A 25431-nucleotide genomic window follows, 5' to 3' on the forward strand; every position below is an offset into this window, starting at 1 on the left:
TGATTTAAGCCCCGCAAGTCGTGCGGGAAAGGTCAGCCGATGCGAACCGGTCCCGAAACCTGATCCACGCCGGTCGCCAGCCACAGGACGCGACGACGATCCACCGGACCTGGCAGGATCGCCTCGGGCGCGCCGACGAAACCGAACCGCTCGAAATAGGCGCTGTCGCCGACCAGCAGCACCCCGCCGACATCCAGCGTGCGCGCTTGGTCCAGACAGGCCTGCACCAGCTCAGCGCCCAGGCCGTCACTGCGTCGGCCGGCATCCACCGCTATCGGCCCCAGGAACAGGGCCGGCGTCTCGCCCACCACGACCGGCCATAACCGCACCGAACCGACCACCCGCCCATCCAGCCGCACGACGAGGCCCACGGCGGCGTGCGAGCCTTCACGCAGACGCTCGGCGGTCTTGGCGAACCGTCCAGGCCCGAAGGCGGCCATGACCAAGGCCTCGACGCCTTCGGCGTCGGCCGGTGTCTCGGCTTCGATCCGGCTCAGGGCCGCAGGTATGGCGAGGGCGTGCGACATCGGCGCTCCAACAAGCGCGGGCACCTAGAAGCAAAGCTGCGCCAAATCAAGGCGCGCTGCAATGACCGTCATCCAGCCTTGGAAAAGTCCGGCGCGCGCTTTTGCGTGAAGGCCATGAAGGCCTCCATGGCTTCGGGGCTCTTCATCTGCGAGCCGAAGGCCTCGCCCTCGCGCTGCATCAGCGCCCACAGCCCCTCCGCGTCGCGCATCAGCCGCTTGGTTTTGCGGATGGAGTTGGGCGCGCGGGCCGCCACCCTGGCGGCAAGGTCCGCCGCCGTCGCCTCGACCTGATCGGCCGGGACCGCGCGGTTGGCGATGCCCCAAGCCAGGGCCGTGCGACCGTCCAGCGGCTCGCCCAGCGCAAACAGTTCGAAGGCTCGCTGATGACCGATCACGGCCGGCAGCAGCAGGCTGGACGCCGCCTCGGGCGCCAGGGCCAGGTTGACGAAGGGCACGGACAACAGGGCGTCCTCTGCCACCACCACCAAGTCGCAGTGCAGCAGCATGGTCAGGCCGATCCCGACCGCCCGCCCCTTCACCGCCGCCACGGCCGGCTTGTCCAGGTCCGCCAGCGCCTTCAGGAAGCGGAACACCGGCATCTCGCCCGGCCCCGCGCCCTGCGATCCCAAGGCGATGAAGTCCTGAATGTCATTGCCGGCCGAAAAGCTGTCGCCCTCGGCGCGCAGCAGCAGCACTCGCACCGCATCGTCGGTCCGCGCCCGCTCGGTCGCCTCGGCCAGGGCCGAATACATGGCCTGGGTGATGGCGTTCTTCTTGTCGGCCCGGTCTAGGGTGACGCTCAGGACGCCGTCGGCCAGTTCGCTGCGGATATGTTCGCTCACGTCGTTTCCTCGTCCTGTTCGACGGCGCTCCACCAGTCGACGCCGTTCTCGTCGCGCGTCCGCATCGCGCGGCCGCGTCTTTCCAGATAGTTCAGATGCGCCTGGGCCTCGCCCGTGGCCATGCCCAGCACGCCGTCGCCCACCGTCCGCCCGAAGACAGCCGGGAAGGCGTCGATGACCCTAGACCGTTGACGCAAGGTCCGATCAAGCCGTTTCAGCGCGACCTCATGCCCGCGTTTCAGAGCGTCGAGCCGGGCATGGGCGCCATAGAAGGGCTCGCCATGCGACGGCAGGACGAAAGCGCCTTCCGGAAGCAGCGCCCTCAGCTTCGTCAGGGAATCCATCCAGTCGCCCAGCGGATCGGCCTGCGGCTCAGTGGGCCAGACCGACACATTTGACGAAATGCGCGGCAGGATCTGATCGCCCGCGATGAAGATATCGTCCGACCGTCGCCACAGGCAGATATGCTCGGGGCTGTGACCGGAGCCGACGACCACGGTCCAGTCATCGCCGTCGATCTGGATCACATCCTCGTCCGACAGCCGCAGATAGCTGCGCGGCAGCGGCGCGACGCCCTTGCCGAAACCGCCATACTCCGCGCGCCATTTGTCGATCTGAGCGTCGCTCCAGCCCGCAGCGCGATAATAATGCTCGCCGTCCTCGGGCGCGTCGCCGGCCTCCTCGGCCATTAGCATCCGGGCCGTGACATATTCCAGCCGTGACATCAGCAGCGGCGCACCCGTTCGCTCGCACAACCAGCCCGCCAAGCCGATGTGATCGGGGTGCATGTGGGTGCAGATCAACCGGGTGACAGCGCGGCCTTCCAGCGCCCCTGCGAGCGCTGCTTCCCAGGCGGCGACAGCATCGGGCGTCCGCAGCCCGGTATCCACCACCACCCAACCGTCGCCGTCCCGCACCGCATAGGCGTTCACATGGTTCAGCTGAAACGGCAGCGCGAAACGCAGCCACAGCACCCCCCGCGCGACCTCGATGGCCTCTCCGGGTGGCGGCGCGTCAGCCATGGGATAGGTCAAACCCCGAGCCTCCGCCCCCTTCGTCAGTGTCGCCACATCGTCCGCCAAGTGCGTCTCCAATCGAAACTGTCGAACACTATTCCGTTCTTCCTGCTTACGTCCACCCGCTGCCTTGACCCCGCCCGAATAGACCGCCACGAAGCCTGCAGCGTCCCAATTTCCGAGGTATCCTCATGAAAGCCCGCTTCGCCGCCGCCCTCGCGGCGCTGATGTTCAGCGCAATCTCCATCGTCCCCGCCGCCGCACAGACCACGCGGGAAACGGACGAAAACGGCCGCCCCGTGGCGACGGAAGGCTCTTCCCGCAGCGGCGCCGGTCGCAGCCGTCGCGACCGCCAACCCGCCGCACCGTCGCCGGAACAGATCCTGGCCGCCGCGCAGGAACAAGCGACCCTCGGCAACACCAATTGTCAGGTCACCGAGGCCAAGCTGCTGGGCACGACCGCCGAGAAGACCTCGGTCTACGAAATGGCCTGCGCCGCCGGCCCCGGCTACATCATCGAGTCCAAGACCCCGCCGGTCGTGACCGACTGCGTCATCCTGGCGGACTCGGCTACGAAACTGCGCGCGGCCAACCCGGAAGCCGAAGTCGGCCCGCAATGCACGATTGCGGCGAACACGGACACAGAGAAGTTCCTTCGCGAATATGCTCAACAGGCTGGCGTTCCCTGCACGGTGGACGAGGTGAAGGTGCTGGGCCGCGCCACCGACGGCGGCATCGCCTATGAGGTCGGCTGTTCCGACGCGGCAGGCTTCTGGATCAAGAACCTGAACAACGCCTGGAGCAAGACGCCCTGCATCCAGGTGCTGGCCGAAAACGGAACTTGCGCCTTCACCACCACGGCTGAGAATGCCGGCTACGTGAAGACCCTTTTCGCCGGCTCGGAAGCCGCTTCCTGCGACGTGACCGAAGCTCGCCTGATGGGCCGCAACGCCAACGGCGTCTTCTATGAAGCCAAGTGCGCCGGCGCCGACGGCGTCATCGCCCGCCTGAACGCCGAAAACGCCGTCCAGCAGGTCTATCCCTGCGCCACCGCCCAAGCCATCGGCGGCGGTTGCAAGCTGACGACGGCTCCGGCCGCTGCGGCTGCGCCGGCCGGCGGTCGCCCGTAAGCGAAGCTAAAGACCAAATGAAGGGCCGTCGGAGCGATCCGGCGGCCCTTTTGTTTTGCGCGGCCTCTTTTCCGAAACCGTGACGCGCCCTACCGTCGCCGTCATGCGCATCGCCACTTGGAACGTGAACTCCGTCAACGCCCGCCTGCCCACCGTGCTGGCCTGGCTGGAGCAGGCCACCCCCGACGTCGCCTGTTTCCAGGAGATCAAATGCGTGGACGAGAAATTCCCGCGCGAGGCCTTCGAGAGCCTGGGCTACAATGTCGAGACCCACGGCCAGAAGAGCTATAACGGCGTCGCCCTGCTGTCGAAGTTCCCGATGTCGGACGTCCGGCGCGGCCTGCCCGGCGACGATGCGGACGAACAGGCGCGCTATATCGAGGCCGTGATCGAGGCGCCGCGCCCGATCCGCGTCGGCGCGATCTATCTGCCGAACGGCAATCCGCTGGGGACCGAGAAGTTCGACTACAAACTGGCCTGGTTCGAGCGTCTGAACCGCCACGCCCGCGACCTGCTGGCGTTCGAGGAACCGCTGGCCCTGTGTGGCGACTACAACGTCATCCCCGAGGCCGAAGACGCCAAGAACCCCGCTGCCTGGACCGACGACGCCCTGTTCCAGCCCCAGAGCCGCCAGGCCTTCCGCGCGCTCAAGAACCTGGGCCTGGCCGACGCACACGAGATCGGCGGCGAGCCGGCCGGGACCTACACCTTCTGGGACTATCAGGCCGGCGCCTGGCAGCGCGACCACGGCATCCGCATCGACTTCGCCCTGCTGTCGCCCCAGGCCGCGGACCGGTTCCGGGGCATCGAGACCCACCGCGACGCCCGCGACATGGAAAAGCCCAGCGATCATGTCCCCGTGGTCGTCGATCTGGATCTCGCCAGAGACGGGGAGGCCTGACGCCCATGGCCGACGCCTTGCGGGTGGTTCTGCTGATCGCCCTGGCGGCGGCCCTGCTGACGACGCTGGCCTTGGCCCTGTCGTGGTGGATGGAGCCGCCGCGTCGCCTGCACCGCGCCATGCTCAAGACCCTGGGCGCCGCGCCCGAGGTCGAGGCCCTGTCGCCGGGCGAGGGCCGCGCCTGCGCGCTGAACTTCGACATCGAGCAGGTGGTCGTGCTTTGGGCCAACGGCGCCCACGGCCTGGTCTATGCTTTCGACGAGGTCGATGGCGGCGAGATCATCGTCGATGGTCATGTCGTCGCCCGCGTCCGTCGGGGCGAGGCGCGCAAGTCGCTGGATGTCCTGGCCCCCGACGCCGAACAGGTGGTGCTGCGCCTGATGTTCGCCGACGCCCGCCATCCCGAGTTCGAACTGGCCCTGTGGGACGCCGCCCTGCCCGCCCAGACCGGCTCGCCCGGCGAGGCGCTGCGGCTGGGCCGGCGCTGGCTGTCACATCTGGAAGCCCTGCTGAAGGGCTGAGGCGCGACAGGGCCTTTCAGTCGCCGCGATGGGGCGCTAGAAGCCCCGCTCATTCCTGAAGACACGCCTTTATCAAGGAGGCCGCCTTGGCCCGCCTTTTCGACGCCTATATCGTCGCCGACTGGACCGCAGCCGAAACCAAGAAGCTCGGCGACACCTCGCTGTGGATCGGTGTGGCCAAGCGCGACGTGCGGTTCCGCCTCTATACCGAGACGCACAATGTCGCGACCCGCGCCGAGGGCGAAGCTCTGTTGGCGTCCATCCTGGCGGATCACAGGAAGCGCGGCGACCGGGTGCTGGTCGGGCTGGACTTCAACTTCGGCTATCCCGTCGGTACGGCCGCGCGGCTGAAGCTGGATGGAACCCCGTGGCAAGCCATGTGGAAATTCATCGCGTCGAACGTCGTGGACAAGGCCGACAACACCAACAACCGCTATCAGGTCGCGGCCAAGATGAACCGGCTGATGACCGACGAGGCCTGGCCCCTGTGGGGCGCCCCGGCCAAACAGGCCCAGCGCTGGCTGACCACGACCAAGCCACCCGCAGGCTCCGGCGCCGACATCCCCGAGTTCCGCGCCACCGAGAACGCCGTCCGCAAGGGACGGCTTCAGCCCAAGAGCGTGTGGCAGATGCACGGCGCAGGCGCCGTCGGCGGCCAGACCCTGGTCGGCATCCCGGCCGTGCGGAGGCTGCTGGAAAGCCTTGGCCCGTCCGGCGCCGTGTGGCCCTTCGGCACCGGCTGGCGCGAGCTGACGCCCGACGACGTCGAGCCTCTGTCGGCCCTGGTCGTCGAGGTCTGGCCCTCAATGCATGAGACCAAGCCGAACGAGGGCGAGTTTAAGGACCAGGCCCAGGTCCGCTCGACCGCCGAGGCCTTGGCACGGATGGACGAAGCCGGCGACCTGGCCAAGGCCTTCGGCCCGCCCAAGGACGCCTCGCCCGAACTGATCGCACAGGTCGAGCAGGAAGAAGGCTGGATCCTGGGCGTCTGAGCCCAGGCTTCGTCGGCTCAATCAGGCGGCGGCCGGCACGCCCTGCATCGCGTCGGAGACGGCGCGAATCAGGGCCTCCGCCGCCACCGGCTTGGACACCGCGCCGCAGAAGCCCTGGGCCAGCAGCTCCGCCTCCATCCCCTCGCCAGCGTCCGCCGTATAGGCCAGGATCGGGGTCAGGCGGTTGGGGCCAGAACTCCCGCGAATCCGGTTCAGGGCCTCGACCCCGCCCATCTTCGGCATCCGCAGGTCCATCAGGATCACGTCAAAGACGGCGCATTCGGCGCACTCGACCGCGTCGGCGCCGTCCACAGCGTCCTCCACCGTCGCGCCCATGCCGTTCAGGAAGGCGCGGGCCAGTTCACGATTGGCGGGATGGTCGTCGGCGACCAGCACGCGCAGACCCCCGACATCTGCGCCGCTCATCGGCCGGGCGCCGACCGCGACCTCTTCTTCTGCAGCGAGCGCCGGGATTTCGAACCAGAAGACGCTGCCCTTCCCCTCGACGCTATCGGCGCCGATGGCGCCATTCATGGCCTCCACCAAGCCTTTGCAGATGGCTAGGCCCAGGCCGGTGCCGCCATGCGAGCGTGTGTGCGACCCGTCCACCTGCGAGAAGCGGCGGAACAGTTGGTCCAGCTTGTCGGCGGCGATGCCGTCGCCGGTGTCATGCACCGCAACGCGAAGCCGTTCCTCGGCGGCGCTCCAGCGCACGGCCAACCGCACCCCGCCCCGTTTGGTGAATTTCACCGCATTGCCGATCAGGTTCAGCAGGATCTGGCGTAACCGGTCCGGGTCGGCGACGATCGAGGACCGATCCGTGGTCAGTTCAAGCTCCAGATCCAGATCCTTGGCGCCGGCCTGGGGCGTGAACAGTTCCAGGGTCGAACGCGCCAGTGTCTCGATATCGGTCGGCTCGGGCCGGATGGCGACCTGGCCGGCCTCCAGCTTTGAAAAGTCCAGGATGTCGTTGACCGTGCACAACAGGGCGCGGCCCGCATTGTCGACCCGGCCGACATAGTTGCGCGCCAGGTCCGGCAACGGCTGTTCCAGCGTCAGGCCCGTAAAGCCGATGATGCTGGTCAGGGGCGTGCGCAGCTCGTGGCTCATATTGGCCAGGAACTCGGCCTTCACGGCGGCGGAGGCTTCGGCCTCGGCGCGGGCCTGTTCCAGTTGCACCTCCAGCGCCTTGCGGCGCGAGATGTCGCGGATGACGACCACGGTCTCGACCGGTCGGCCGGTCTTGTCGCGCACCAACTGCATTCGGGTCTCGCACCAGACCGGGTGGCCGTCACGGTGCAGCAGCCGGTTCTCCAGGGTCGCTGAGCCTCGCCCGCGCGCCATCTGGGCGAAGGTCTCGGCCAGACGAACACGGTCGTCGGGATGAACGAAGGATTCGGCCGTCCGTCCCGCCATCTCGTGCGGCTTCCAACCCAGCAATCGCTCGACGGCCGGGGAGATATAGTTGGAATGCCCATCCAGTTGAATGCGAGCGATGACGTCGGCGGCGTTGTCGGCCAACAGCTTGAACTGATTGTGGCTGCGCGCCAGCGCGTCCATGGCCGCGCGCTGGTCGGTCACGTCCTGAAACACGCCGAACATGGCCAAAGGCTTGCCGTCCGGCGAGAACTCTGCGGCGCCTTTGCTGACGACTTGACGAACGACGCCGTCATTGCGGCGGATGCACATATCCAGCTCGAACGGGCCCTCCCCCTGCAGCGTTTGCTGCCATTTTTCTTCCAGCAATGCGCGTTCGGCTTCGGGATAGAAGGCTGTCGCCGTCTCGAAATCGGGCGAGAACGTCTCGGGCGAGACGTCGTGAATCTTGTAGACCTGGTCCGACCAGAAGATGGCCGGATCGACCACGTCCACGCGCCAGTGACCGACGCCGGACAGCGCCTCGATCATGCTCAGCATATGCTGCTGTTCGCCGCGCTGACGTTCGGCGCGCGCGCGTTCCAGTTCCGCCACCACCAACCGCGCCAGGTCGCGTAACCGATCAAGCGTCGCATCGTCCGGTCGCGGTCGGACCCGAGTATCGATAACGCACAGCGTGCCGTAGTTTGCCCCGTCCGATCCCGTCAGAAGGGCGCCGACGTAGAAGCGGACGTGTGGCTCGCCCGTCACGAACGGGTTGTGCGCGAAGCGAACATCCTGCGTCGCATCCTCGACCACCATCACTTCGTTGGCGGGCAGATCAAGCGCGTAGGTGCAGAAGGATACATCGCGAGGTGTCGAGCAGCCGTCCATGCCGATGTTGGCCTTGAACCACTGGATGTCCTCGTCCAGCAGCGTCACCAGGGCGATGGGACAGTCCAGAAGGTGCGCCGCCAGATTTGCGGCCGCTTCAGTCGCAGCATCGCCCTCTGCACCCACAGCGTGCAACGAGCGAACACTGGAGAGACGCTGGCTTTCGTTCATCGACGCGGCACCCGAATACTGACTGGGGTCCGACAATGCGCAAACTTGCCTACTTTAACGTTACCCGGCGGTAGGTAAGTTTCCTGATCATCAACCTATCAAGGCCCGCGCCGCCGCCCGCGCCTCGTCGGTAATTTCGGCGCCGGACAGCATCCGGGCGATCTCTTCCTGACGGCGCTGGTCGTCCAGGGTGACGACCGTGGTGGTTGTCAGGCCGTCGCGGTCGGCCTTCATCACCTTCCAATGGGCATGGCCGCGCGAGGCGACCTGGGGGCTGTGGGTGACGACCAGAACCTGGGCGCCGTTCGACAGGCGTTTCAGGCGCGAGCCCACGGCCTCGGCCACGGCCCCGCCGACGCCCTGGTCCACCTCGTCGAAGATCATCACCGGCTGACGCATGTCCTCGCGGCTGGCTAGGGCGGCCTTCATCGCCAGGGCGAAGCGGGCCAGCTCGCCGCCTGAGGCGATGGCGTCCAGCGGGCCGAAGTCGGTTCCGGCGTTGGTGGCGATCTGGAAGCGGACGGTCTCGACCCCGTCGGGGCCGCGCCGGCCCTCGATCGGATCCAGCGCCACGCGGAACCGCGCCCGCTCCAGCTTCAGCGGACCCAGTTCGCCCATGACGGCGGCGGTCAGGCGGTCGGCCGCCGCCTCGCGCGCCGAGGTCAGGAACTCGGCGGCCAGATCGTAGGATTCAGCCGCTTCGGCGGCCTCGCGCCCCGCATTGGTCAGGGCCTCCTCGCCATCCTCGATCATCCGCAGCTGCTCACGCAGACGGATGCGAAGGCTCGGCAGGGCATCGACCGTGGTGTTCAGTTTGCGGGCTGCAGCGCGCAGGGCGAACAGCCGCTCCTCGGCCTTATCCAGTCGGCCCGGCTCGTAATCGAAGGCCCCGGCGGCGGCGTCAACGGCGGCGACGGCTTCCGCCGCCTCGACCATGGTGCGGTCGATGGCGTCCACAGCGGCGGACAGTTTCAGGATGACGGGGTGATCGCCCTCGGCCCCCGCCTGCCCCGCCCGCTGGCGCGCGTGTTCGACGGCGCGCAAGGCCGCGCCCAGCTTCTGGCTCAGCTTGTCGCCGCCTAGTTGGGTGCGGGCGTCGGCCAGGTCGGCGATGGCTTTTTCGGAGGCGCCCAGCAGCGCCCGTTCGCCCGCCAAATCCGTCTCTTCGTCGGCGCGGGGGTCCAGGGCGTCCAGTTCGGACAGGTTGAGCGTGATCTCCTCGACCCGCGCGGCGGCGTCGGCCGCCTGCGCCTTGAGCTCCGCCAGTTTCGCCTCGGCGGCCTTCAGCTTGGTCGACGCCGCCGCGACCGCCAGCAGCTGCGGCTGGAGACCGCCATAGGCGTCCAGCGACCCGCGATGCGTACGCCAGTCCAGCAGGCCGACCGTCTCGTGCTGTCCATGCACCTCGACCAGGGCCGCGCCGATCTCGCGCAGCGCCGTGACCCCAGCGGGCTGATCGTTGACATAGGCCCGGCTGCGGCCGTCGGCGCTCAGCACACGACGCAGGATCAAATCCTCGCCCGGCCGCACCTCGAACCCCTTGTCCGCGACCAGCGCCAGCAGATCAGGATCGTCGGGAGCGGAGAATATCGCCGTCGCGACAGCCTGTTTGGCGCCGTTTCTGACCAGGCCGGCATCACCCCGCCCGCCCAGCGCCAGGCCCAGAGCGTCCAGAATTATCGACTTGCCGGCCCCGGTCTCGCCGGTCAGCACGGTCAAACCGCTCTCGACGTCGAGATCGAGCGCATCCACCAGGACGACATCGCGAATTGAAAGGGCGGTCAGCATCGGTTCAGGCGCCGGAACGAATCATGACCGACAGAATCCCGATACCGGCCGCATTGCACAAGCCGTTGCGTGATCAGCCCGGAATGATCCGTTGCAGCCAGCTCTCGCGTTTGCCCTCGGGCGCCTTGTCCGGCGTCTGGCCGTTCTCGGTCAGCAGGGCGTAGGCCTCGGCGTACCAGGGGCTGCCGGGGAAGTTGTAGCCCAGAACGGCGCCGTTGCGCGTCGCCTCTTCCTTCAGGCCCAACTGCAGGTTCACCTCGACCAGCCGATACAGGGCCTCAGGCGTATGCGAGGTGCGCTGGAAGTCGGGGTTGGCGATGACTGACTTGTAGCGGTTCACCGCCGCCAGCGGCTGGTTGGCGCGCTGATAGTAGCGGCCGATGTTCATTTCCTTGCCGGCCAGTTGGTCGTTGACCATGTCGATCTTGACGGCGGCGTCCGAGGCGTAGGGCGTGCCCGGATAGCGGCGCGAGACGTCCTTCAGACCCGCCAGGGCGGCGGTGGCGTAACCCTGGTCGCGTCCCACGTCCGTGATCTGCTCGAAGTTGCAGACCGCCTTCATGTAGAAGGCATAGGAGGCCGAGGGGTTACCGGGGAACAGGGCGATGAAACGGTCGGCCGCCGCGATGGCGTCGGTATAGGCGTTGTTCTGATAGTAGGCATAGACCTGCATCAGGATCGCGCGGCGCGCCCAGTCCGAATAGGGGTGCTGGCGTTCGACTTCCTGGAAATAATCGACGGCGTCGGACCAGCGGCGCTGCTGCAGGCGCTCATAGCCGGTGTTGTACAGGGCCTCGACCGGACGTTCTTCATAGGCGAGGCGCGGGCGATCTTTGCCGGCGCAGCCTGAAATCGTCACTGCGGCGATCGCCGCGGCCATCAGCACCATGCCGGAACGGAACTTAGAAGCGGACAAGGACGACCCCATGACGTGTGAAGGAAAGGCCCTGAGCCGTTCCCCCCGAAAACCTACGCGGCGACCTCTAGCACCCGCAACCGAGCCGCGCCATGCCGAGGAAATCTCAGCGTATGACTTGCCCTGCCCGGCTCCACTGGTAAAGAGCGCGCCAACCGACCGCCGTTCATGGGGGGCGGATGACGGCGAAAGGATGACCGGCCGATGAAGCTGCTCTCAGGCAACTCCAACCGCGCACTGTCCCAGGCGATCGCCGACCACCTGGATGCGCCGCTCACCAAGGCCCAGGTCAAACGTTTCGCCGACAACGAGGTCTTCGCCATCATCGAGGAAAACGTGCGTGGCGAGGATGTCTTCATCCTGCAGTCGACCTCCTATCCGGCGAACGACAACCTGATGGAGCTGCTGATCATCACCGACGCCCTGGTGCGGGCCTCGGCGCGGCGGATCACGGCCGTCATCCCCTATTTCGGCTATGCGCGTCAGGATCGTAAGACCGGCGGCCGCACGCCCATCTCGGCCAAGCTGGTCGCCAATCTGATCACCCGCGCCGGCGCCGACCGCGTCCTGACGATGGATCTGCACGCGGGCCAGATCCAGGGCTTCTTCGACATTCCGACCGACAACCTGGTGGCCACGCCCGTGCTGGCGCAGGACATCAAGGAACGATATGCCCGTGGCGACGACCTGATGATCGTCTCGCCCGACGTCGGCGGCGTGGTGCGCGCCCGCTCGTTGGCCAGCCGCCTGGACGCCGACCTTGCCATCGTCGACAAGCGCCGCCCCAAGGCGGGCGAGAGCGAGGTCATGAACATCATCGGCGACGTTCAGGGCCGCCGCTGCATCCTGTTCGACGACATCGTCGATTCGGGCGGCACCCTAGTCAACGCCGCCAAGGCCCTGATCGATCAGGGCGCGACCGAGGTCTCGGCCTATATCAGCCACGGCGTCCTGTCCGGCCCTGCCGTCCAGCGGATCACCGACGGCCCGCTGAAGGAGCTGGTGATCACCAACTCCATCGAGCAACCCCACGAAGTTTTGAACTGCCCGAAAATCCGAACGGTTTCCGTGGCTCCGCTGGTCGGCGAGGCTATCCGACGGATCGCGAACGAGGAATCGGTTTCGAAGCTGTTCGATTAACCTTCGGATAACCATAAGGCCCGCCTTATAAGCGCCAACAGTGTGGGCGCTTTGTGCGCGCGTGATCGCCTGAGGAAGTCTTCATGAAATCGGCCCATCTGAGCCGCGGCCTCTCCGCCGCCGCCCTCGCCGTCGCCGTCCTGCTCGCCAGCTGCGAGAGCGGACCGTCGAAGGCTGAACTGGAAGCGCAGCGCCTTGCGGCGGAACTGGCCGCCCGCAAACCGCCGCCCGTGTCGCTGAACCAGGGCGTGGCGGACGCCGCATCCATCTACGTCGCCTTCCTGCGCGAAGCGCAAACGATTCAGCCTGGCGGGTTCCCCGATGCGGAATCGATCCAGGTCGCCCTGCGCAAGGGTTCGGCCTATGACGCCGATCAGCTGTCTCGCGGCCTGATCGCCTATGGCGCCATCATCGCCCTGCAGTCGCCCGAGTTCGTCGCCGGCGTGCAGCAGTTCTCTGTCGATCCGACCCAGCGCCAGCAGATGGTCGCCCAGATCGTCGCCGACCCGGCCTATGCCGCAAGCCTGCCCGGCGCCGACGCCGCCGCAGGCCTGATCTCCGCGACCATCGGCAAGGACGCGATCGCCATGCGCGCCATCGCCGAGGCCATCGAGCAGGACGCCTACACCATTCAGGGCCGCAGCGATCCGCGCCGCCGCTGGGCCGTTGTGCCGATTCCGAACCGCGAGATCCGGCTGGAAAGCGCCAAGACCCTGTCCGCCGTGACGATGCTGCCGTCCGCCCAGGAAGCCAGCCAGCTGTTCGCCGCCGCCAACAGCGGCACGGGTCTGGGCTTGGCGGCGTCGCGCAAGGGCCCGCCCTATACGCCCGCCGTCGTTCGCTCGCTGGCCATCGCAGCCCTGGGCGCCCTGGGCGCCGGCGGCGACGAAGCGCGCGTCAATACAGAGGCCCTGACGCGCGAACCGAACAGCGAGTTCTGCATGGATATGTCCAAGCTGATGCTGTTCCAGTGCCTGGCGGCCTCGCGCCCCAGCTATGAGGACATCTTCTGCCTGGGCCGTCACGTCACCCGCGACCTGGCGACCTGCACGACCGAAGCGACCCAGATCACCACCATCGTCGTCGGCGATCCGCAGGAAACCGGAGCCGCCCCGGCGCGCACCCCCATCTCGGTTAGCTTGCCCCAAGCGACGCCTGTCCCGACCCCGGCGGCAGCGACCACCCAGTCGCTGAACACGACGCCGACCGGCCCGCGCTAAACAGTGTCCACAACGAAACGAGGCCCGCCCCGAGCGATCGGAGCGGGCCTTTTTCTTTGGGCAAACGGCCTATTCGTAGCCGTGGGCCGCCTCGTTGATCACCTGGGACGGCATGGACGAGAAGTCCACGGCGACAGGCGTCGCGGTCTTGGCCTGATAGGTTCGCAGCACGTGCGTCATGCGACGGCGCACCTCTCGCTCGGCCTCCGTGCCGGTGTCGAGCGCCAGGGGCGCCAGGCAGAAGTCGATGATGGCTTCGGTTCGGGTCAGCGGTTCCATTTGGGCGGTTCCTTTTCGGGTTAAGCCGCGTGGGTGAACTGGGCGGTCTCGGTCGAGTCCTTCAGCGCCGTCGTCGAAGACGTGCCGTTGGAGATGACCGTGGCGATTTGGTCGAAATAGCCGGTGCCGACTTCGCGCTGGTGACGCGTCGCGGTGTAGCCGATGGCCTCATTGGCGAACTCGCGCTGTTGCAGCTCCGAATAGGCCGCCATGCCGCGATCGCGATAACCGTCCGCCAGCTCGAACATGGAGTTGTTCAGGCTGTGGAAGCCGGCCAGGGTCACGAACTGGAACTTGTAGCCCATGGCCCCCAGCTCGCGCTGGAACTTGGCGATGGTGGCGTCGTCCAGCTTGGCCTTCCAGTTGAAGGAAGGCGAGCAGTTATAGGCCATCAGCTTGCCCGGATGCTCCTTCTGCACCGCCTCGGCGAACTTCTTCGCATCGTCCAGATCCGGGTGGCTGGTCTCCCACCACAACAGGTCGGCGATATTGGCGTAGGACAAGCCGCGCGCGATACAGTGGTCCAGGCCCGTGCCTTCCTTCAGGCGGAAGAAGCCCTCCGGCGTGCGGTTGTCGCGGTCGATGAAGGGCTGGTCGCGCTCGTCGATGTCCGAGGTGATCAGCTGGGCGCTTTCGGCGTCCGTGCGGGCGACCGTAATGGTCGGCGTGCCCATGACGTCGGCCGCAAGGCGGGCCGCAACCAGATTGCGCTCATGCGCCTGGGTCGGGATCAGGACTTTGCCGCCCAGGTGTCCGCACTTCTTCTCCGAAGCCAGCTGATCCTCGAAGTGGACGCCCGCAGCGCCCGCCTCGATGAAGGCCTTCATGATCTCAAAGCTGTTCAGCGGCCCGCCGAAGCCGGCCTCGGCGTCGGCGACGATAGGCACGAACCAGTCGCGCTTGGCCCCGCCCTCCGCGTGCTCGATCTGATCGGCGCGTTGCAAGGTGCGGTTGATGCGGCGGCACAGCTCCGGCGCGGCGTTGGCCGGGTACAGCGACTGGTCCGGATACATGGCGCCGGCCGTATTGGCGTCGGCGGCGACCTGCCAGCCCGACAGATAGATGGCCTTCAGCCCCGCCCGGACCATCTGCATCGCCTGGTTTCCGGTGACGGCGCCCAGGGCGTTGATGAAGGGCTCGTCGTGCAGCAACTGCCACAGGCGGTTGGCGCCGCGCTCCGCCAGCGTATGGGTGACCGGCACCGAGCCGCGCAGGCGCAGGACATCCTCGGGGGTGTAGGGACGCTCGATGCCGTCGAAACGGCCGGCGGGCGAAGGAACCAGATCGGCGAAGGGGGTCATGGGCGAACTCGGTCTCTGAATGGCGCGGCCGCAGCCGCCGTCTCAGGGACAAGAACACGGGACAGTCACGAATGACACAGCTTCACCCGACTCATTAATGTCACTTTGTCACATCATGACTTTGCATCATCGGTCATGTTGTGACATTCTACAGCCATGGATGCCTCCGCTGATCGCAAGCTTTTCCTCGGCGCCCGGCTGAAGCGGCTGCGGCGCGACCTGGCTGTGACCCAGACGGCCATGGCGGCCGACCTGGGGGTTTCCCCCAGCTATCTCAACCACATAGAGCGCAACCAGCGCCCCGTTTCGGCCCAGCTTCTGCTGCGTCTGGCCGAAACCTACGACGTCGATCTGCGCAGCCTGAACCAGGGCGGGGCGGCGGACGAAGCCCGTCTGACCGAAATCCTGGCCGACCCCCTGTTCAAGGGCCTGTCCGCCCCACGCCACGAACTGGTGCAGTTGCTGGAGGAGGCGCCGGGCGTCGCCGACGCCATGCTGCGCCTGTATCAGGCCTTCGACGACGGCCGCACCCGGGCCCGCGCCGCCGCCGAGAACGGCGAGGGCCTGGTCGAAACCAGTCCCGCCGAATGGGTGCGCGAATACATCCAGTCGCGCGGCAACCACTTCCCCGAACTGGATCAGATGGGCGAGGCCCTGTCCGACGCTCTGTCCGCCGAGGCGCCCGCCCACGCCGACGGCTTCGAGCCCGCCGCCCGTCACCGGCTGGCGGCCAAACACGACTTGGGCGTTCGCACCCTGCCGGCCGAGGTCATGGTGGAATGGACCCGCCGCTTCGACCTGCACCGCCGCCGTCTGCTGCTGTCCGAGACGCTGGGACCGTCCTCGCGCGCCTTCGCCATCGCCTATCAGCTGGCCCTGGTCGAGCACGGACCGGCCATGCACGACATGGTTCAGGCCGCGAACGCCCCTGACGCGGCGACACGCGCCCTGCTGAAGGTCGCCCTGACCAACACCCTCGCCGCCGCGACCCTGATGCCCTACGCCGCCTTCCAGCGCACGGCGGAAGCTACCGGCTACGACCTGGCCCGGCTCCAGGCCCGGTTCGGGGTCAGCTACGAACAGGCCGCTCACCGCCTCACCACCCTTTCGCGCCCCACGGCGCGCGGCGTGCCCTTCTTCCTGATGCGGGTCGATCAGGCGGGCAACATCTCAAAGCGCTATGCGGCCGGCGCTTTTCCCTTCTCGCGCTTCGGCGGCGCCTGCCCGCGCTGGCGGCTGCACAGCGCCTTCCGCACGCCGGGCCGCATCGTCACCCAGATCATCGAGACGCCGGACGGAAGCCGTTGGTTCACCTTCGCCCGAACGGTCGAACGTCAGGGCCACGACGGATTCGGCGAAAGCCATGACCTGGCCATCGGCCTGGGCTGCGAACTGCGCCACGCCCACCGCCTGGCCTATGCCCACGGCCTTGATCTGGAACGGCCCGACGTCACCCCCATCGGCCCCGCCTGCCGCCTGTGCCACCGTCACCCCTGCGCCGAACGCGCCGCAGCCCCCATCGACCGCCCGCTGGCCGTCGACGACTGGTCGAAGTCGGTCAGCCCCTATCCGTTCGCGGCAGCCTGAGACCTACCGCCGCTGATCGGCCGTGCGGTCGCGGATGGCGTTGAACTCGGCGGTCGGCTTCCAAGCCGGCCAGCCTTCGCTGTCGGCCACCGTCAGCCCCAACCGATACAGCAGATCCAAGTTCTGCAGCGCCGCCGTGAAGTCATAGTCGGCGCGCCATTCGTCGGTCAGCTTGTGATAATATCGCGCCATCTGCCCCTCATAGTAGGGCTTGCCGGCCTCGATCCCGCCCTCGACGAAATCGCGGCCCGTCCACGGCATCAGGGCCGGCACACCGCCCGCTGCGAAGTTGAAGTGGTCCGAACGATAGTAGAACCCTTCCTCCGGATAGCCGTCGCCCGTCACCGTCCGACCCTGCACGGCGGCGAACCGCCCCAGGATGTCCTCCAGCTCTGACTTGCCGACGCCGAACACCGCTACGTCCCGTGTCGCAGGTGTGAAGGGCAGCATGTCGATATTGATGTCCGCCGCCGTCCTGGCCAGCGGATAAACCGGATCCGCGGCATAGGCTTCGGACCCTAGCAGCCCCTGCTCCTCGGCCGTGACGTGAAGGAAGACCACGGTGCGTTTCGGCGCCGGCCCCGCCTTGAACACGCGCGCCATCTCGATCAGACCCGCCGTCCCCGACGCATTGTCCCAGGCGCCGTTGAAGATGTCGTCGCCCTCGGCGTTCGGCGTCTTCGCCTTGCCGACGTGGTCCCAGTGGGCGGAGTAGAAGACATATTCGTCCGGCCGTTCCGTGCCGGGGATCTTGGCCAGCAGGTTGTTGGAGCGGATGACCTCTGTCGTTTCGGCGATGTCCACGCTGAGCCGCGCGCCCATATCGACTGCGCCGCCCAGCGCCGCCGTCTTGCCGCGCTCCGCAACGCCTGAGAAAGCCTCGCCGCCGATGGCCATTGCGGTGGCCATGTTGATCGCGCCGGTGAAGCGGGCGTCCTCCGCGCCCTTGACCGTCATCTGCGGACGGGTCGCCCCGCCCACGGCGCGCCGCCAGCGACCGTCCTGATCCTGAAGGGTGATGACGCCGACGGCTCCGCGCCTCAACGCCTCCTGCGTCTTGTGCGTGGTCGAGCCGTAGAAGTTCGGGTCGGCGCCCATGACGCTCGGCTGGCCGCGCAGGACGACCACGACCTTGCCGGTCAGGTCCGCATCGCCATAGTCGTCCCAAGTCGGGGCCGAGATGCCGTAACCGGCGAAAACCAGCGGCGCGGCCTCGATCTTCACCATCGGGTCAGCCGGTCCGGCGCGCAGGGTAATGTCGGTCCCCGAGACCAGCGGATGGGTAGCGCCATCCGCACCGGTCCAGAACGCGGTCGGCGCGCGCGCAGGGGTAAACCGCACCAGATCGACCGGCTGCAACCACGATCCGTCGCGACCGCCGGGCTCCAGCCCTATCGCCTCGTACTGGGCTTGCAGATAGGCCAGGGTCAGCCCCTCGCCGACCAGGCCGGGGAACCGCCCCTCCATCTCGTCCGACGCCAGATATTTGATGTGGTCCGACAGGCGTTGGGTGCTGAACTGGGGCGTCGCGGCCGAGGCGACGGCGAAGGCGTCCAGCCGAGGCGCCGGTGCAGAAACCGGGGCGGTCGCACAGGCGGCCAGGGCAAGCGCCGCAAGGGCGACGAAGGACGAACGGCGAAGGATCATGAAGCGTACTCTAGACGTGGAAACGCGAAGAGGCGGGGATGCCTCCCCGCCTCTAGTTGGTCAATAAGGGTTCAGCGGCGTTCCGACGCGGTGGTCGCACGCGCAGGCGCGAACTCCGAACCCGGCTTCCATTCCGGCCAGTCGCGGCCGTTCGCCAGGGCGCGCCCGACATCATAGAAGACCGTCAGATCCTCGATCATGCCGCGATAGTCCCAGTCAGGCGACCACTCGTCCGCCGCCTGGTGATAGCGTTTGGCGCCATACTCCGCACGCGCCGCCTCGCGCTCGGCGATCGGCGCATCGCGGAACTCGCCCCGGCTGCCGGCATAGGCCATCGGCACGCCGCGCTTGGCCAGGGGGAAGTGGTCCGAGCGATAATAGGTGCCGGCCGCATTCTCGTAATCCGGGACCAGGCTGCGGCCCTGCGGCTCGATCGCTGCCGCCAGACGCTCGTCGAAGTCCGACTGGCCATAGCCGGTGACGCCCAGGCCGGTGACGCGGCCATAGACGTTCATCGAATCCATATTGAACCCGCCCACCGTCTTGGCCAGCGGATAGACCGGGTTGACGGCATAGTATTCCGAACCCAGCAGGCCGCTTTCCTCGGCTGTGAAGCTGATGATCACGATGGACCGTTCGGTGCGCGGCGCGCCGCCGAACATCCGCGCCAGCTCCAGCAGGCCCGCCGTGCCCGAGGCGTTGTCGACGGCGCCGTTGAAGATGCGATCACCCGTCGCGTCCGGCTCGCCCATGCCGATGTGATCCCAATGGGCGGTGTAGAGGACGGTCTCGTCCGGGTGGGTCGTGCCCGGCAGGCGGGCGATGACATTGTGGCTGGTGACCTGATTGGTCGCCACGTCGAACTCGGTCGAGAAGCCAGCGCCGGGCAAGGCGACGGGCTGGAAGTCGCGGCTGCGCGCCTGGACCTTCAGCGCTTCGAAATCGAGGCCGGCGCGGCGGAACAGGTCGACCGCCACCTCGCGCTGAATCCAGCCTTCCATCGGCACCCGCTCGGCCGCCGCATTCTGGCGCAGGATGTCGAACTGCGGCACGCCCCAAGAGTTGGCGACGGTCGCCCAGCCGTAGGAGGCCGGGGCCGTCTCGTGGACGATCAGCACGCCCGCCGCGCCATGCTTGGCCGCCTCTTCGTATTTGTAGGTCCAGCGGCCGTAATAGGTCATGGCCTTGCCGCCGAAGGTGTCCAGCGCCGGCTCCTCGAAATCGGCGTCATTGACCAGCACGACGAGGATCTTGCCGCGCAGGTCCTGGCCCTTGAAGTCGTTCCACTGGCGCTCGGGCGCATTGATGCCGTAGCCGACGAAGACCAGCGGCGCGTCCTTCAGGCTGACATGCTCGGCCGGGCGGCGGGTCGAGATGGCGACCTCGCGGCCTTGCGTCATCGGCAGGGTCCAGTCGCCCAGCTTCAGCGAGGCCTGGACGTTGGACTGAACGAAGCGGTTCAGCACGACGTCCTGCGTCCACTGGCCGTTGGGCCCGCCCGGCTCAAACCCGGCGGCGGCATAGCCTTCGCTCAGATAGTGCACGACCTTCTCTTCAGCCGGAGTGGCGATGCCGCGTCCCTCATAGCTGTCGTCCGACAAAGTCTTGATGTCCTGCGAAATCCGCGCGGCGTCGAAGACGGGAACGGTATGGACGGCGCCGGGATTGGGCGCGGTGGCGCAGGCGGACAGGGCGGCGCCGGCCAGAAGCACAGCCGCGAACGGAGAGACAAGACGCATGAACAGTGGCCCCACAGCCGTAGATGATGACCGACCCTAGGCGGCGAAATCCATCGTGTCGATTCCGCGTCTGGGGCCATTCGTCGCAAACGAAAAAGCCCGCCGAAGCGAACTTCGACGGGCTGAAGATTTCGGGCTGGCGACGTTCCCTTAGTGAGCGACGCCCTTCCAGATCCGGCGATAGCTGGCGTAGGTCAGGCCCGCGAAGATCAACAGGAAAATCATCACGCCGAACCCGGCCTGCTTGCGCTCGACCATCTTGGGCTCCGACGTCCAGGCGATGAAGGCCGCGACGTCCTTGGCGTATTGATCCACCGTCTGGGGCGAACCGTCGTCATAGGTGACCTGGCCGTTTTGCAGCGGCGGCGGCATGGCGATGAAGCCGCCGGGCGGGACATCGTGATGATCGCCCGTCCAGAACGGCGTCAGGTCGCCGGCCATATAGGGGTTGTAGTGCTGGCCATCGCGGATCTGCAGCCCCGCCGGTGCGGCGCGGTAGCCCGACAGCAACGAGTAGATGTAGTTAGCGCCGTCATGACGCGCCTTGGCCATCACCGACAGGTCGGGCGGCGCGGCGCCGCCGTTGCCCGCCGCCGCCGCGGTCGCGTTGGGATAGGGAGCGCGGAACTTGTCAGCGGGGGTGGCGTCGCGCTGGATCGGCTCGCCGGTCTCGCTGTCGATGTCCGGAACCTGGTTCTCGGCGGCCAGAGCCTTCACGACAGGGTTGTCGTTCGGGTTCGGGTATTTCGGATTCCAGAACGGCCCATGACGGTCGCCCAGGTTCCGATAGTGCATCAGGTTCATGCCGTGACAGGCGGCGCAGACCTCGTGATAGACCTTGTAGCCGCGTTGCAGCTGGCCCTGGTCATAGGTGCCGAACGGCCCCTCGAAGCTGAAACCGCCCGAGCGCGGGTGGGCGGCGGCGCCGGCCGCCATGGCGGGGGCGGCGGCGCTGATCAGCCCCAGCGCAACGGCCGCCGAGGCGAGGATCGTCTTGATCGACACGGTCTTCATTCCAATCGTCATGCCCCTCAGCCCTTCTGCTCGACGGCGTCCGCGCCGGTCAGGACCGGTTCGGAGATCGTCGCCGGGATCGGCAGCGGCTGCTCCTTCAATCCGATCAACGGCATGATGATCAGGAAGAAGGCGAAGTAGTAGAGGGTGAACACCCGCGTCAGCCACAGGTAGGAGTTCAGGTCGCCGTCGATCAGGGTGAAGGTCTTGAACGACCCGATCACCGGCGCGTCGGGCAGCTGACCGCCGCACCAGCCCAGACCCACGCCCACCACCAGGAAGATGATGAAGAAGGTCCGCATCGTCGGGCGGTAGCGCATGGAGCGCACCTTGGACGTGTCCAGCCAGGGCAGGACAAACAGCACGCCGATGGCGCCGAACATCGCCACCACGCCGCCGAACTTGTCCGGGACGGCGCGCAGGATCGCGTAGAAGGGCAGCATGTACCACTCCGGCACGATGTGCGCCGGCGTCTGCAGCGGGTTGGCCGGGATGTAGTTATCGGCGTGGCCCAAGGCGTTCGGCTGATAGAAGACGAAGATGGCGAACAGGATCAGGAACAGGATGATCGCGAAGCCGTCCTTGACCGTGAAATACGGGTGGAAGGGCAGCATGTCCTTCTTCGCGCGATCCTTGGGGATCAGGATGCCGACCGGGTTGTTCTGACCGGCCGCGTGCAGCGCCCAAAGGTGCAGTACGACGCAGCCCAGGATGGCGAACGGCAGCAGATAGTGCAGCGAGAAGAAGCGGTTCAGCGTCGCATTGTCGATCGCCGGTCCGCCACGCAGCCAGATCAGGATCGGCTCGCCCAGCACGGGGATGGCGCCGATCAGATTGGTGATGACCTCCGCGCCCCAGAACGACATCTGGCCCCACGGCAGCACATAGCCCAGGAAGGCGGTGGCGATCATCAGGAAGAAGATCACGCAGCCGATGATCCAGATCATCTCGCGCGGCGCCTTGTAGGAGCCGTAGTACAGCCCCCGCAGCATGTGCAGATAGACGGCGATGAAGAACATCGACGCGCCGTTGGCGTGGACATAGCGGATTAGCCAGCCGCCGTTGACGTCGCGCATGATGCGCTCGACCGAGGCGAAGGCCAGGTCCACGTTCGGCGTATAGTGCATGGCCAGAACGATGCCGGTGACGATCTGCGTCATCAGGCACAGGGCCAGGATGCCACCGAAGGTCCACCAGTAGTTCAGGTTCCGCGGCGTCGGCAGGGACATGTAGTCCGCGCCGAAACGGATGATCGGCAGCCGGGTGTCCAGCCACTTCTCGACGCCCGTCTTGGGGACGTAGGTGGATTCGTGTTCGCTCATGCCCTCGCCCTCAACCGATCTTCACGCGGGTGTCGGACGCAAACTCGTAGTCCGGCACGACCAGGTTCAGAGGCGCAGGCCCCTTACGGATACGGCCCGACGCATCGTAGTGCGAACCGTGGCAGGGGCAGAACCAGCCGCCGTAATCGCCCGCGCCGAACGTCGGAACGCAGCCCAGGTGGGTGCAGGACCCGACGACGACCAGATATTTCTCGTGACCCGGCTTGGTGCGCTCGGCGTCCGTCTGAGGCTCTTTCAGGTCGGAGGCATTGTCGTCGGCGATCACGCGCTGCAGCTCGGCCGGGGTGCGGTAACGCACGAACACCGGCTTGCCCTGCCATTTGATGACGACCTGCTGGCCTTCCTGAACCTTGGTCAGGTCGAACTCGATCGACGCCAAGGCCAATGTATCGGCGGCCGGGTTCATCTGGTTGATCAGCGGCCAGGCGATCATCACCCCTGCGCCGACCGCAGCGGCGCCCGCCGCGATGTGAATGAAGTCCCGACGATTGGGATCACCGCCCTCGGGGCTGTGCGTGTCTTGCGTATGCACGACCGATTCGGCCACGTTTCCACCTCTCGAACGCCGCGGAAGAAGCCCAGGAGCTTCTCCCAGCCACGGCACGAACCAACAAAAGACGCCGGAAATCCCCGACGGCCCGAGACTTGCGCCCGTTCGACGCAAGCTGCTGACGTTTCTTGCGAAACGCTCGCAAACAGACCGCGACAAACCCCCTCGTCGCGCGTATGTCAGGCCTTAGAATGCGTCTCGCCCTTTTTCAACCTGACATTCCTCAGAACGTCGGAGCCTGCATCCGATTGTCGGCCTGTTTCGGCGTCGATCTGCACGTGATCGAGCCGACCGGCTTTCGTTTCGACGACCGCGCCATGAAGCGCGCTGCCCTTGATTACGGCCCCTTGTCGCACATGACCCGTCACGCCGACTGGGAGGCTTTCCAGACGGATCGCCCCGCCGGGCGGCTGGTGCTGTTCACGACGCGCGGCGCCACGCCGCTGACCGATTTCGTCTTCCAGCCTGACGACGTGCTTCTGTTCGGCAAGGAGAGCGCGGGCGCCCCCGACTATGTCCACGCCGCCGCCGACGCCCGCGTCGTCGTGCCGCTGCGCCCCCAGGCCCGCTCGCTGAACCTGTCCGTCACCGCCGGCATCGCCCTCTGGGAAGGCCTGCGCCAGACGGGCGGGATCGGGTGAGCGGCGTTTACCTCGTCTGCTAAGGCCTCTACAATCCTGCATTGATAGGCAGACACCTCGAAGACTAGACGAGGATGCAGATCATGATGGACACGGCTCCAACCCTGGTGGCGATCATCGTCTTTCTCGTGATTGTCGGCGGCTGGGAACTCAGTCGCAAGCGAGGCAAGCGACGTGCAACACGTCGTTCAGCCGTCGCCCAATTCAGGCCGGGCGCCAAGATCGCCGTGCGGCCGCAAGTCGCGACGAGTCAACTCGACACGGTGATGGGGGCCGCCTTCCAGGCTCGACCTCTGATGTCCCGCGCAGAAGCCTCGGTCTTCTATGCCGCCGAACGAGCCATGAAGCGGCTCGACATCAAGGGGCGAGTGATGGCGCAGGTTTGCCTTGGCGAAATTCTGCGATCACCTGACGACGACGCCTTTCACGCCATCAACAGCAAGCGCGTCGATATTTTAGTCATATCCAACAGCGGCTGGCCCTTGGCGGCCATCGAATATCAGGGCGAGGGTCACTATCAGGGCACGGCCTACGCGCGGGACGCCGTAAAGAAGGCTGCGCTCCAACGCGCTGGCGTCGCCTATCTTGAAGTGACGCCCCAACATAGCGCCGACGATATCGAACGCGACCTCGCCCGCGTCATGCAGGCGCACATGGCTCCCGCTTAAGGCTCCAGCCGCGCCATCGACGGGCGTTCGCCGGCCTTTGACGCCGCCACGGCCTCGACCGAACGCATGACCCGCAGCAGGTTCTCACCGGCGATCTTGCGGATGTCCGCCTCGGTCCAGCCGGCCTGAATCAGGGCTGCGAGAATGCGCGGATAGGCGTCCACCCCGCCCATGGCTTCGGGCAGGCTGCCAATGCCGTCGAAGTCGGCGCCCAGCCCCACATGGTCAATGCCCGCCACCTCGCGCACATGCTGAATGTGCGCCACGACGTCGGCCAGGGTCGCCTGCGGCGTCGGATTGGCGGTGGTCCAGGCCGTCAGCCCGGCCTCCACCGCGCCGGGATCGCCGGGGTTCAGGGTCTTGAGCCGGGCCTCCTCGCCGGCCTTGGCGCCGTTCCAGGCGCGCACCGCCTCGGACACGAAGCCCGGCGCCAGGTTGATCATCACGATCCCGCCGTCCTGGGGCATCATCCGCAGCACCCGATCCGGCACATTGCGGGGATGGTCCGTCACCGCCCGTGCCGACGAATGGGAAAAGATCACCGGCGCATCCGAGACTCGCATGGCGTCCAGCATCGTCTCCTCGGACACGTGGCTCAGGTCCACCATCATGCCCAGCCGGTTCATCTCCTTGACCACCTCTTCGCCGAAGGGGCTCAGGCCGCCCCATTTCGGCGCGTCCGTCGCGCTGTCGGCCCAGGTCGTGGTCTTGGAGTGGGTCAGGGTCATGTAGCGGGCGCCGGCCCGATAAAATTCGCGCAACAGGGCCAGGGAATCGTTGATCGAATAACCGCCCTCCATCCCGATCAGGCTGGCGATCCGGCCAGACGCGAACACGGCGTCCACCTCGTCGGCGGTCTCGGCCAGGCCAAACGTCTCGGGATGGGCGGCGATGATCCGCTTGGCCGTGTCGATCTGTTCGAAGGTTTCTTCGACCGCCTCGCGCGGCGTGAGGCTGGCGGGCACATAGACCGACCAGAACTGACCGCCAACGCCCCCGGCCCGCAGCCGCGCGATGTCTGTATGCAGCTTGGTGGACGCCGCCAGATTCTTGGTCAGATCAACGGCGTAGACATCGTTGCCATAGGTCTGGCGCAGCGCCCATGGCAGGTCGTTGTGCCCGTCGATCAGCGGCGTCGTCTTCAGGATGCCCAGCACCCGCGCCTCGTCCGCATCCTGAGCGTGGGCCGCGCCCGCCAAGGCAAGGGCGGCGACAGTGACGAAGAGAAGACGACGGATCATGGGCGGG

The 25431-nt window shown here is 66.9% G+C and carries 23 protein-coding genes; 9 read left to right on the top strand and 14 right to left on the bottom strand.

Features of this window, described 5'->3' with window-relative positions:
• Positions 1–32: 32 nt before the first annotated feature.
• From EGY25_RS01135 to EGY25_RS01145, 3 genes are all read right to left on the bottom strand, one after another.
• Positions 33–527 carry a GNAT family N-acetyltransferase gene (locus EGY25_RS01135; RefSeq protein ID WP_135193225.1) on the bottom strand — a complete coding sequence of 165 codons (495 nt, stop codon included), beginning with the start codon at positions 525–527 and terminating at the stop codon, positions 33–35.
• Between the two features lie 68 nt (positions 528–595).
• The gene (locus EGY25_RS01140) at positions 596–1369 is read right to left on the bottom strand and encodes an enoyl-CoA hydratase (RefSeq protein ID WP_135193226.1); all 774 of its coding nucleotides are present in this window, start codon (positions 1367–1369) and stop codon (positions 596–598) included.
• On the bottom strand, positions 1366–2391 hold the full coding sequence (locus EGY25_RS01145; protein ID WP_135193227.1) for an MBL fold metallo-hydrolase: 1026 nt from the start codon (positions 2389–2391) through the stop codon (positions 1366–1368). Before EGY25_RS01145 ends, EGY25_RS01140 begins: the two co-directional genes overlap by 4 nt.
• 185 nt (positions 2392–2576) lie before the next feature.
• Between EGY25_RS01145 and EGY25_RS01150 the strand changes: the two genes are divergently transcribed.
• From EGY25_RS01150 to EGY25_RS01165, 4 genes are all read left to right on the top strand, one after another.
• Positions 2577–3515 carry a hypothetical protein gene (locus EGY25_RS01150; protein WP_135193228.1) on the top strand — a complete coding sequence of 313 codons (939 nt, stop codon included), beginning with the start codon at positions 2577–2579 and terminating at the stop codon, positions 3513–3515.
• A gap of 103 nt (positions 3516–3618) precedes the next feature.
• A complete protein-coding gene (xth, locus tag EGY25_RS01155; protein ID WP_135193347.1) occupies positions 3619–4416 on the top strand; it encodes an exodeoxyribonuclease III in 798 nt (265 codons plus the stop codon).
• Between the two features lie 5 nt (positions 4417–4421).
• Positions 4422–4937 carry a hypothetical protein gene (locus tag EGY25_RS01160; protein WP_135193229.1) on the top strand — a complete coding sequence of 172 codons (516 nt, stop codon included), beginning with the start codon at positions 4422–4424 and terminating at the stop codon, positions 4935–4937.
• An 86-nt stretch (positions 4938–5023) separates the two neighbouring features.
• Positions 5024–5929: a cobalamin biosynthesis protein CbiG gene (locus EGY25_RS01165; RefSeq protein ID WP_135193230.1), complete on the top strand. Its 906-nt coding sequence runs from the start codon at positions 5024–5026 to the stop codon at positions 5927–5929.
• A 21-nt stretch (positions 5930–5950) separates the two neighbouring features.
• Here EGY25_RS01165 and EGY25_RS01170 read toward each other — a convergent pair whose 3' ends face one another.
• The 3 genes from EGY25_RS01170 to EGY25_RS01180 all read right to left on the bottom strand — a co-directional run bounded on the left by EGY25_RS01170 (position 5951) and on the right by EGY25_RS01180 (position 11066).
• A complete protein-coding gene (locus EGY25_RS01170) occupies positions 5951–8350 on the bottom strand; it encodes a PAS domain-containing protein (RefSeq protein ID WP_135193231.1) in 2400 nt (799 codons plus the stop codon).
• 90 nt (positions 8351–8440) lie between these two features.
• Entirely contained in the window at positions 8441–10138 is a 1698-nt protein-coding gene (recN, locus tag EGY25_RS01175; protein WP_135193232.1) for a DNA repair protein RecN, read from the bottom strand.
• A gap of 73 nt (positions 10139–10211) precedes the next feature.
• On the bottom strand, positions 10212–11066 hold the full coding sequence (locus EGY25_RS01180) for an outer membrane protein assembly factor BamD (protein ID WP_135193233.1): 855 nt from the start codon (positions 11064–11066) through the stop codon (positions 10212–10214).
• A 192-nt stretch (positions 11067–11258) separates the two neighbouring features.
• Here EGY25_RS01180 and EGY25_RS01185 point away from each other — a divergent pair, with 192 nt between their 5' ends.
• Together EGY25_RS01185 and EGY25_RS01190 are read left to right on the top strand one after the other, a co-directional pair.
• Positions 11259–12194 (top strand): ribose-phosphate pyrophosphokinase, encoded by a 936-nt coding sequence (locus tag EGY25_RS01185; RefSeq protein ID WP_135193234.1) that lies wholly within the window; start codon positions 11259–11261, stop codon positions 12192–12194.
• Between the two features lie 83 nt (positions 12195–12277).
• Positions 12278–13414, top strand: coding sequence for a hypothetical protein (locus tag EGY25_RS01190; RefSeq protein WP_135193235.1), 1137 nt, complete (start codon positions 12278–12280; stop codon positions 13412–13414).
• Positions 13415–13483: 69 nt separating this feature from the next.
• Here the strand turns inward: EGY25_RS01190 and EGY25_RS01195 are convergent, their stop codons facing one another.
• Together EGY25_RS01195 and aceA are read right to left on the bottom strand one after the other, a co-directional pair.
• Positions 13484–13693 carry a hypothetical protein gene (locus EGY25_RS01195; RefSeq protein ID WP_066550777.1) on the bottom strand — a complete coding sequence of 70 codons (210 nt, stop codon included), beginning with the start codon at positions 13691–13693 and terminating at the stop codon, positions 13484–13486.
• Between the two features lie 20 nt (positions 13694–13713).
• Positions 13714–14994: an isocitrate lyase gene (aceA, locus tag EGY25_RS01200; RefSeq protein ID WP_135193236.1), complete on the bottom strand. Its 1281-nt coding sequence runs from the start codon at positions 14992–14994 to the stop codon at positions 13714–13716.
• A gap of 156 nt (positions 14995–15150) precedes the next feature.
• On the opposite strand from aceA, the gene EGY25_RS01205 reads away from it, so the two are divergent.
• The gene (locus EGY25_RS01205; RefSeq protein ID WP_135193237.1) at positions 15151–16581 is read left to right on the top strand and encodes a helix-turn-helix domain-containing protein; all 1431 of its coding nucleotides are present in this window, start codon (positions 15151–15153) and stop codon (positions 16579–16581) included.
• 3 nt (positions 16582–16584) lie between these two features.
• Here the strand turns inward: EGY25_RS01205 and EGY25_RS01210 are convergent, their stop codons facing one another.
• The 5 genes from EGY25_RS01210 to petA all read right to left on the bottom strand — a co-directional run bounded on the left by EGY25_RS01210 (position 16585) and on the right by petA (position 22871).
• Positions 16585–18228, bottom strand: a complete 1644-nt coding sequence (locus EGY25_RS01210; RefSeq protein ID WP_135193238.1) for a M28 family peptidase — start codon at positions 18226–18228, stop codon at positions 16585–16587.
• 71 nt (positions 18229–18299) lie between these two features.
• Complete coding sequence (locus tag EGY25_RS01215) at positions 18300–19967, bottom strand: M28 family metallopeptidase (RefSeq protein ID WP_135193239.1); 1668 nt, start codon at positions 19965–19967, stop codon at positions 18300–18302.
• Positions 19968–20117: 150 nt separating this feature from the next.
• Positions 20118–20993, bottom strand: a complete 876-nt coding sequence (locus EGY25_RS01220) for a cytochrome c1 (protein ID WP_245159286.1) — start codon at positions 20991–20993, stop codon at positions 20118–20120.
• A gap of 5 nt (positions 20994–20998) precedes the next feature.
• Complete coding sequence (locus EGY25_RS01225; RefSeq protein ID WP_135193240.1) at positions 20999–22303, bottom strand: cytochrome b; 1305 nt, start codon at positions 22301–22303, stop codon at positions 20999–21001.
• 10 nt (positions 22304–22313) lie between these two features.
• Positions 22314–22871: a ubiquinol-cytochrome c reductase iron-sulfur subunit gene (petA, locus tag EGY25_RS01230; RefSeq protein ID WP_135193241.1), complete on the bottom strand. Its 558-nt coding sequence runs from the start codon at positions 22869–22871 to the stop codon at positions 22314–22316.
• 194 nt (positions 22872–23065) lie between these two features.
• Here petA and EGY25_RS01235 point away from each other — a divergent pair, with 194 nt between their 5' ends.
• Both EGY25_RS01235 and EGY25_RS01240 read left to right on the top strand, forming a co-directional pair.
• The gene (locus EGY25_RS01235) at positions 23066–23515 is read left to right on the top strand and encodes a tRNA (cytidine(34)-2'-O)-methyltransferase (protein WP_135193242.1); all 450 of its coding nucleotides are present in this window, start codon (positions 23066–23068) and stop codon (positions 23513–23515) included.
• A gap of 74 nt (positions 23516–23589) precedes the next feature.
• The gene (locus EGY25_RS01240; protein ID WP_135193243.1) at positions 23590–24183 is read left to right on the top strand and encodes a DUF2726 domain-containing protein; all 594 of its coding nucleotides are present in this window, start codon (positions 23590–23592) and stop codon (positions 24181–24183) included.
• Here the strand turns inward: EGY25_RS01240 and EGY25_RS01245 are convergent.
• Positions 24180–25424, bottom strand: coding sequence for a dipeptidase (locus tag EGY25_RS01245; protein WP_135193244.1), 1245 nt, complete (start codon positions 25422–25424; stop codon positions 24180–24182). The two genes, EGY25_RS01240 and EGY25_RS01245, sit on opposite strands and share 4 nt — an antisense overlap.
• Positions 25425–25431 lie beyond the last annotated feature (7 nt).

The organism is Brevundimonas intermedia, from assembly GCF_004614235.1.
GTDB lineage: Bacteria > Pseudomonadota > Alphaproteobacteria > Caulobacterales > Caulobacteraceae > Brevundimonas > Brevundimonas intermedia_A.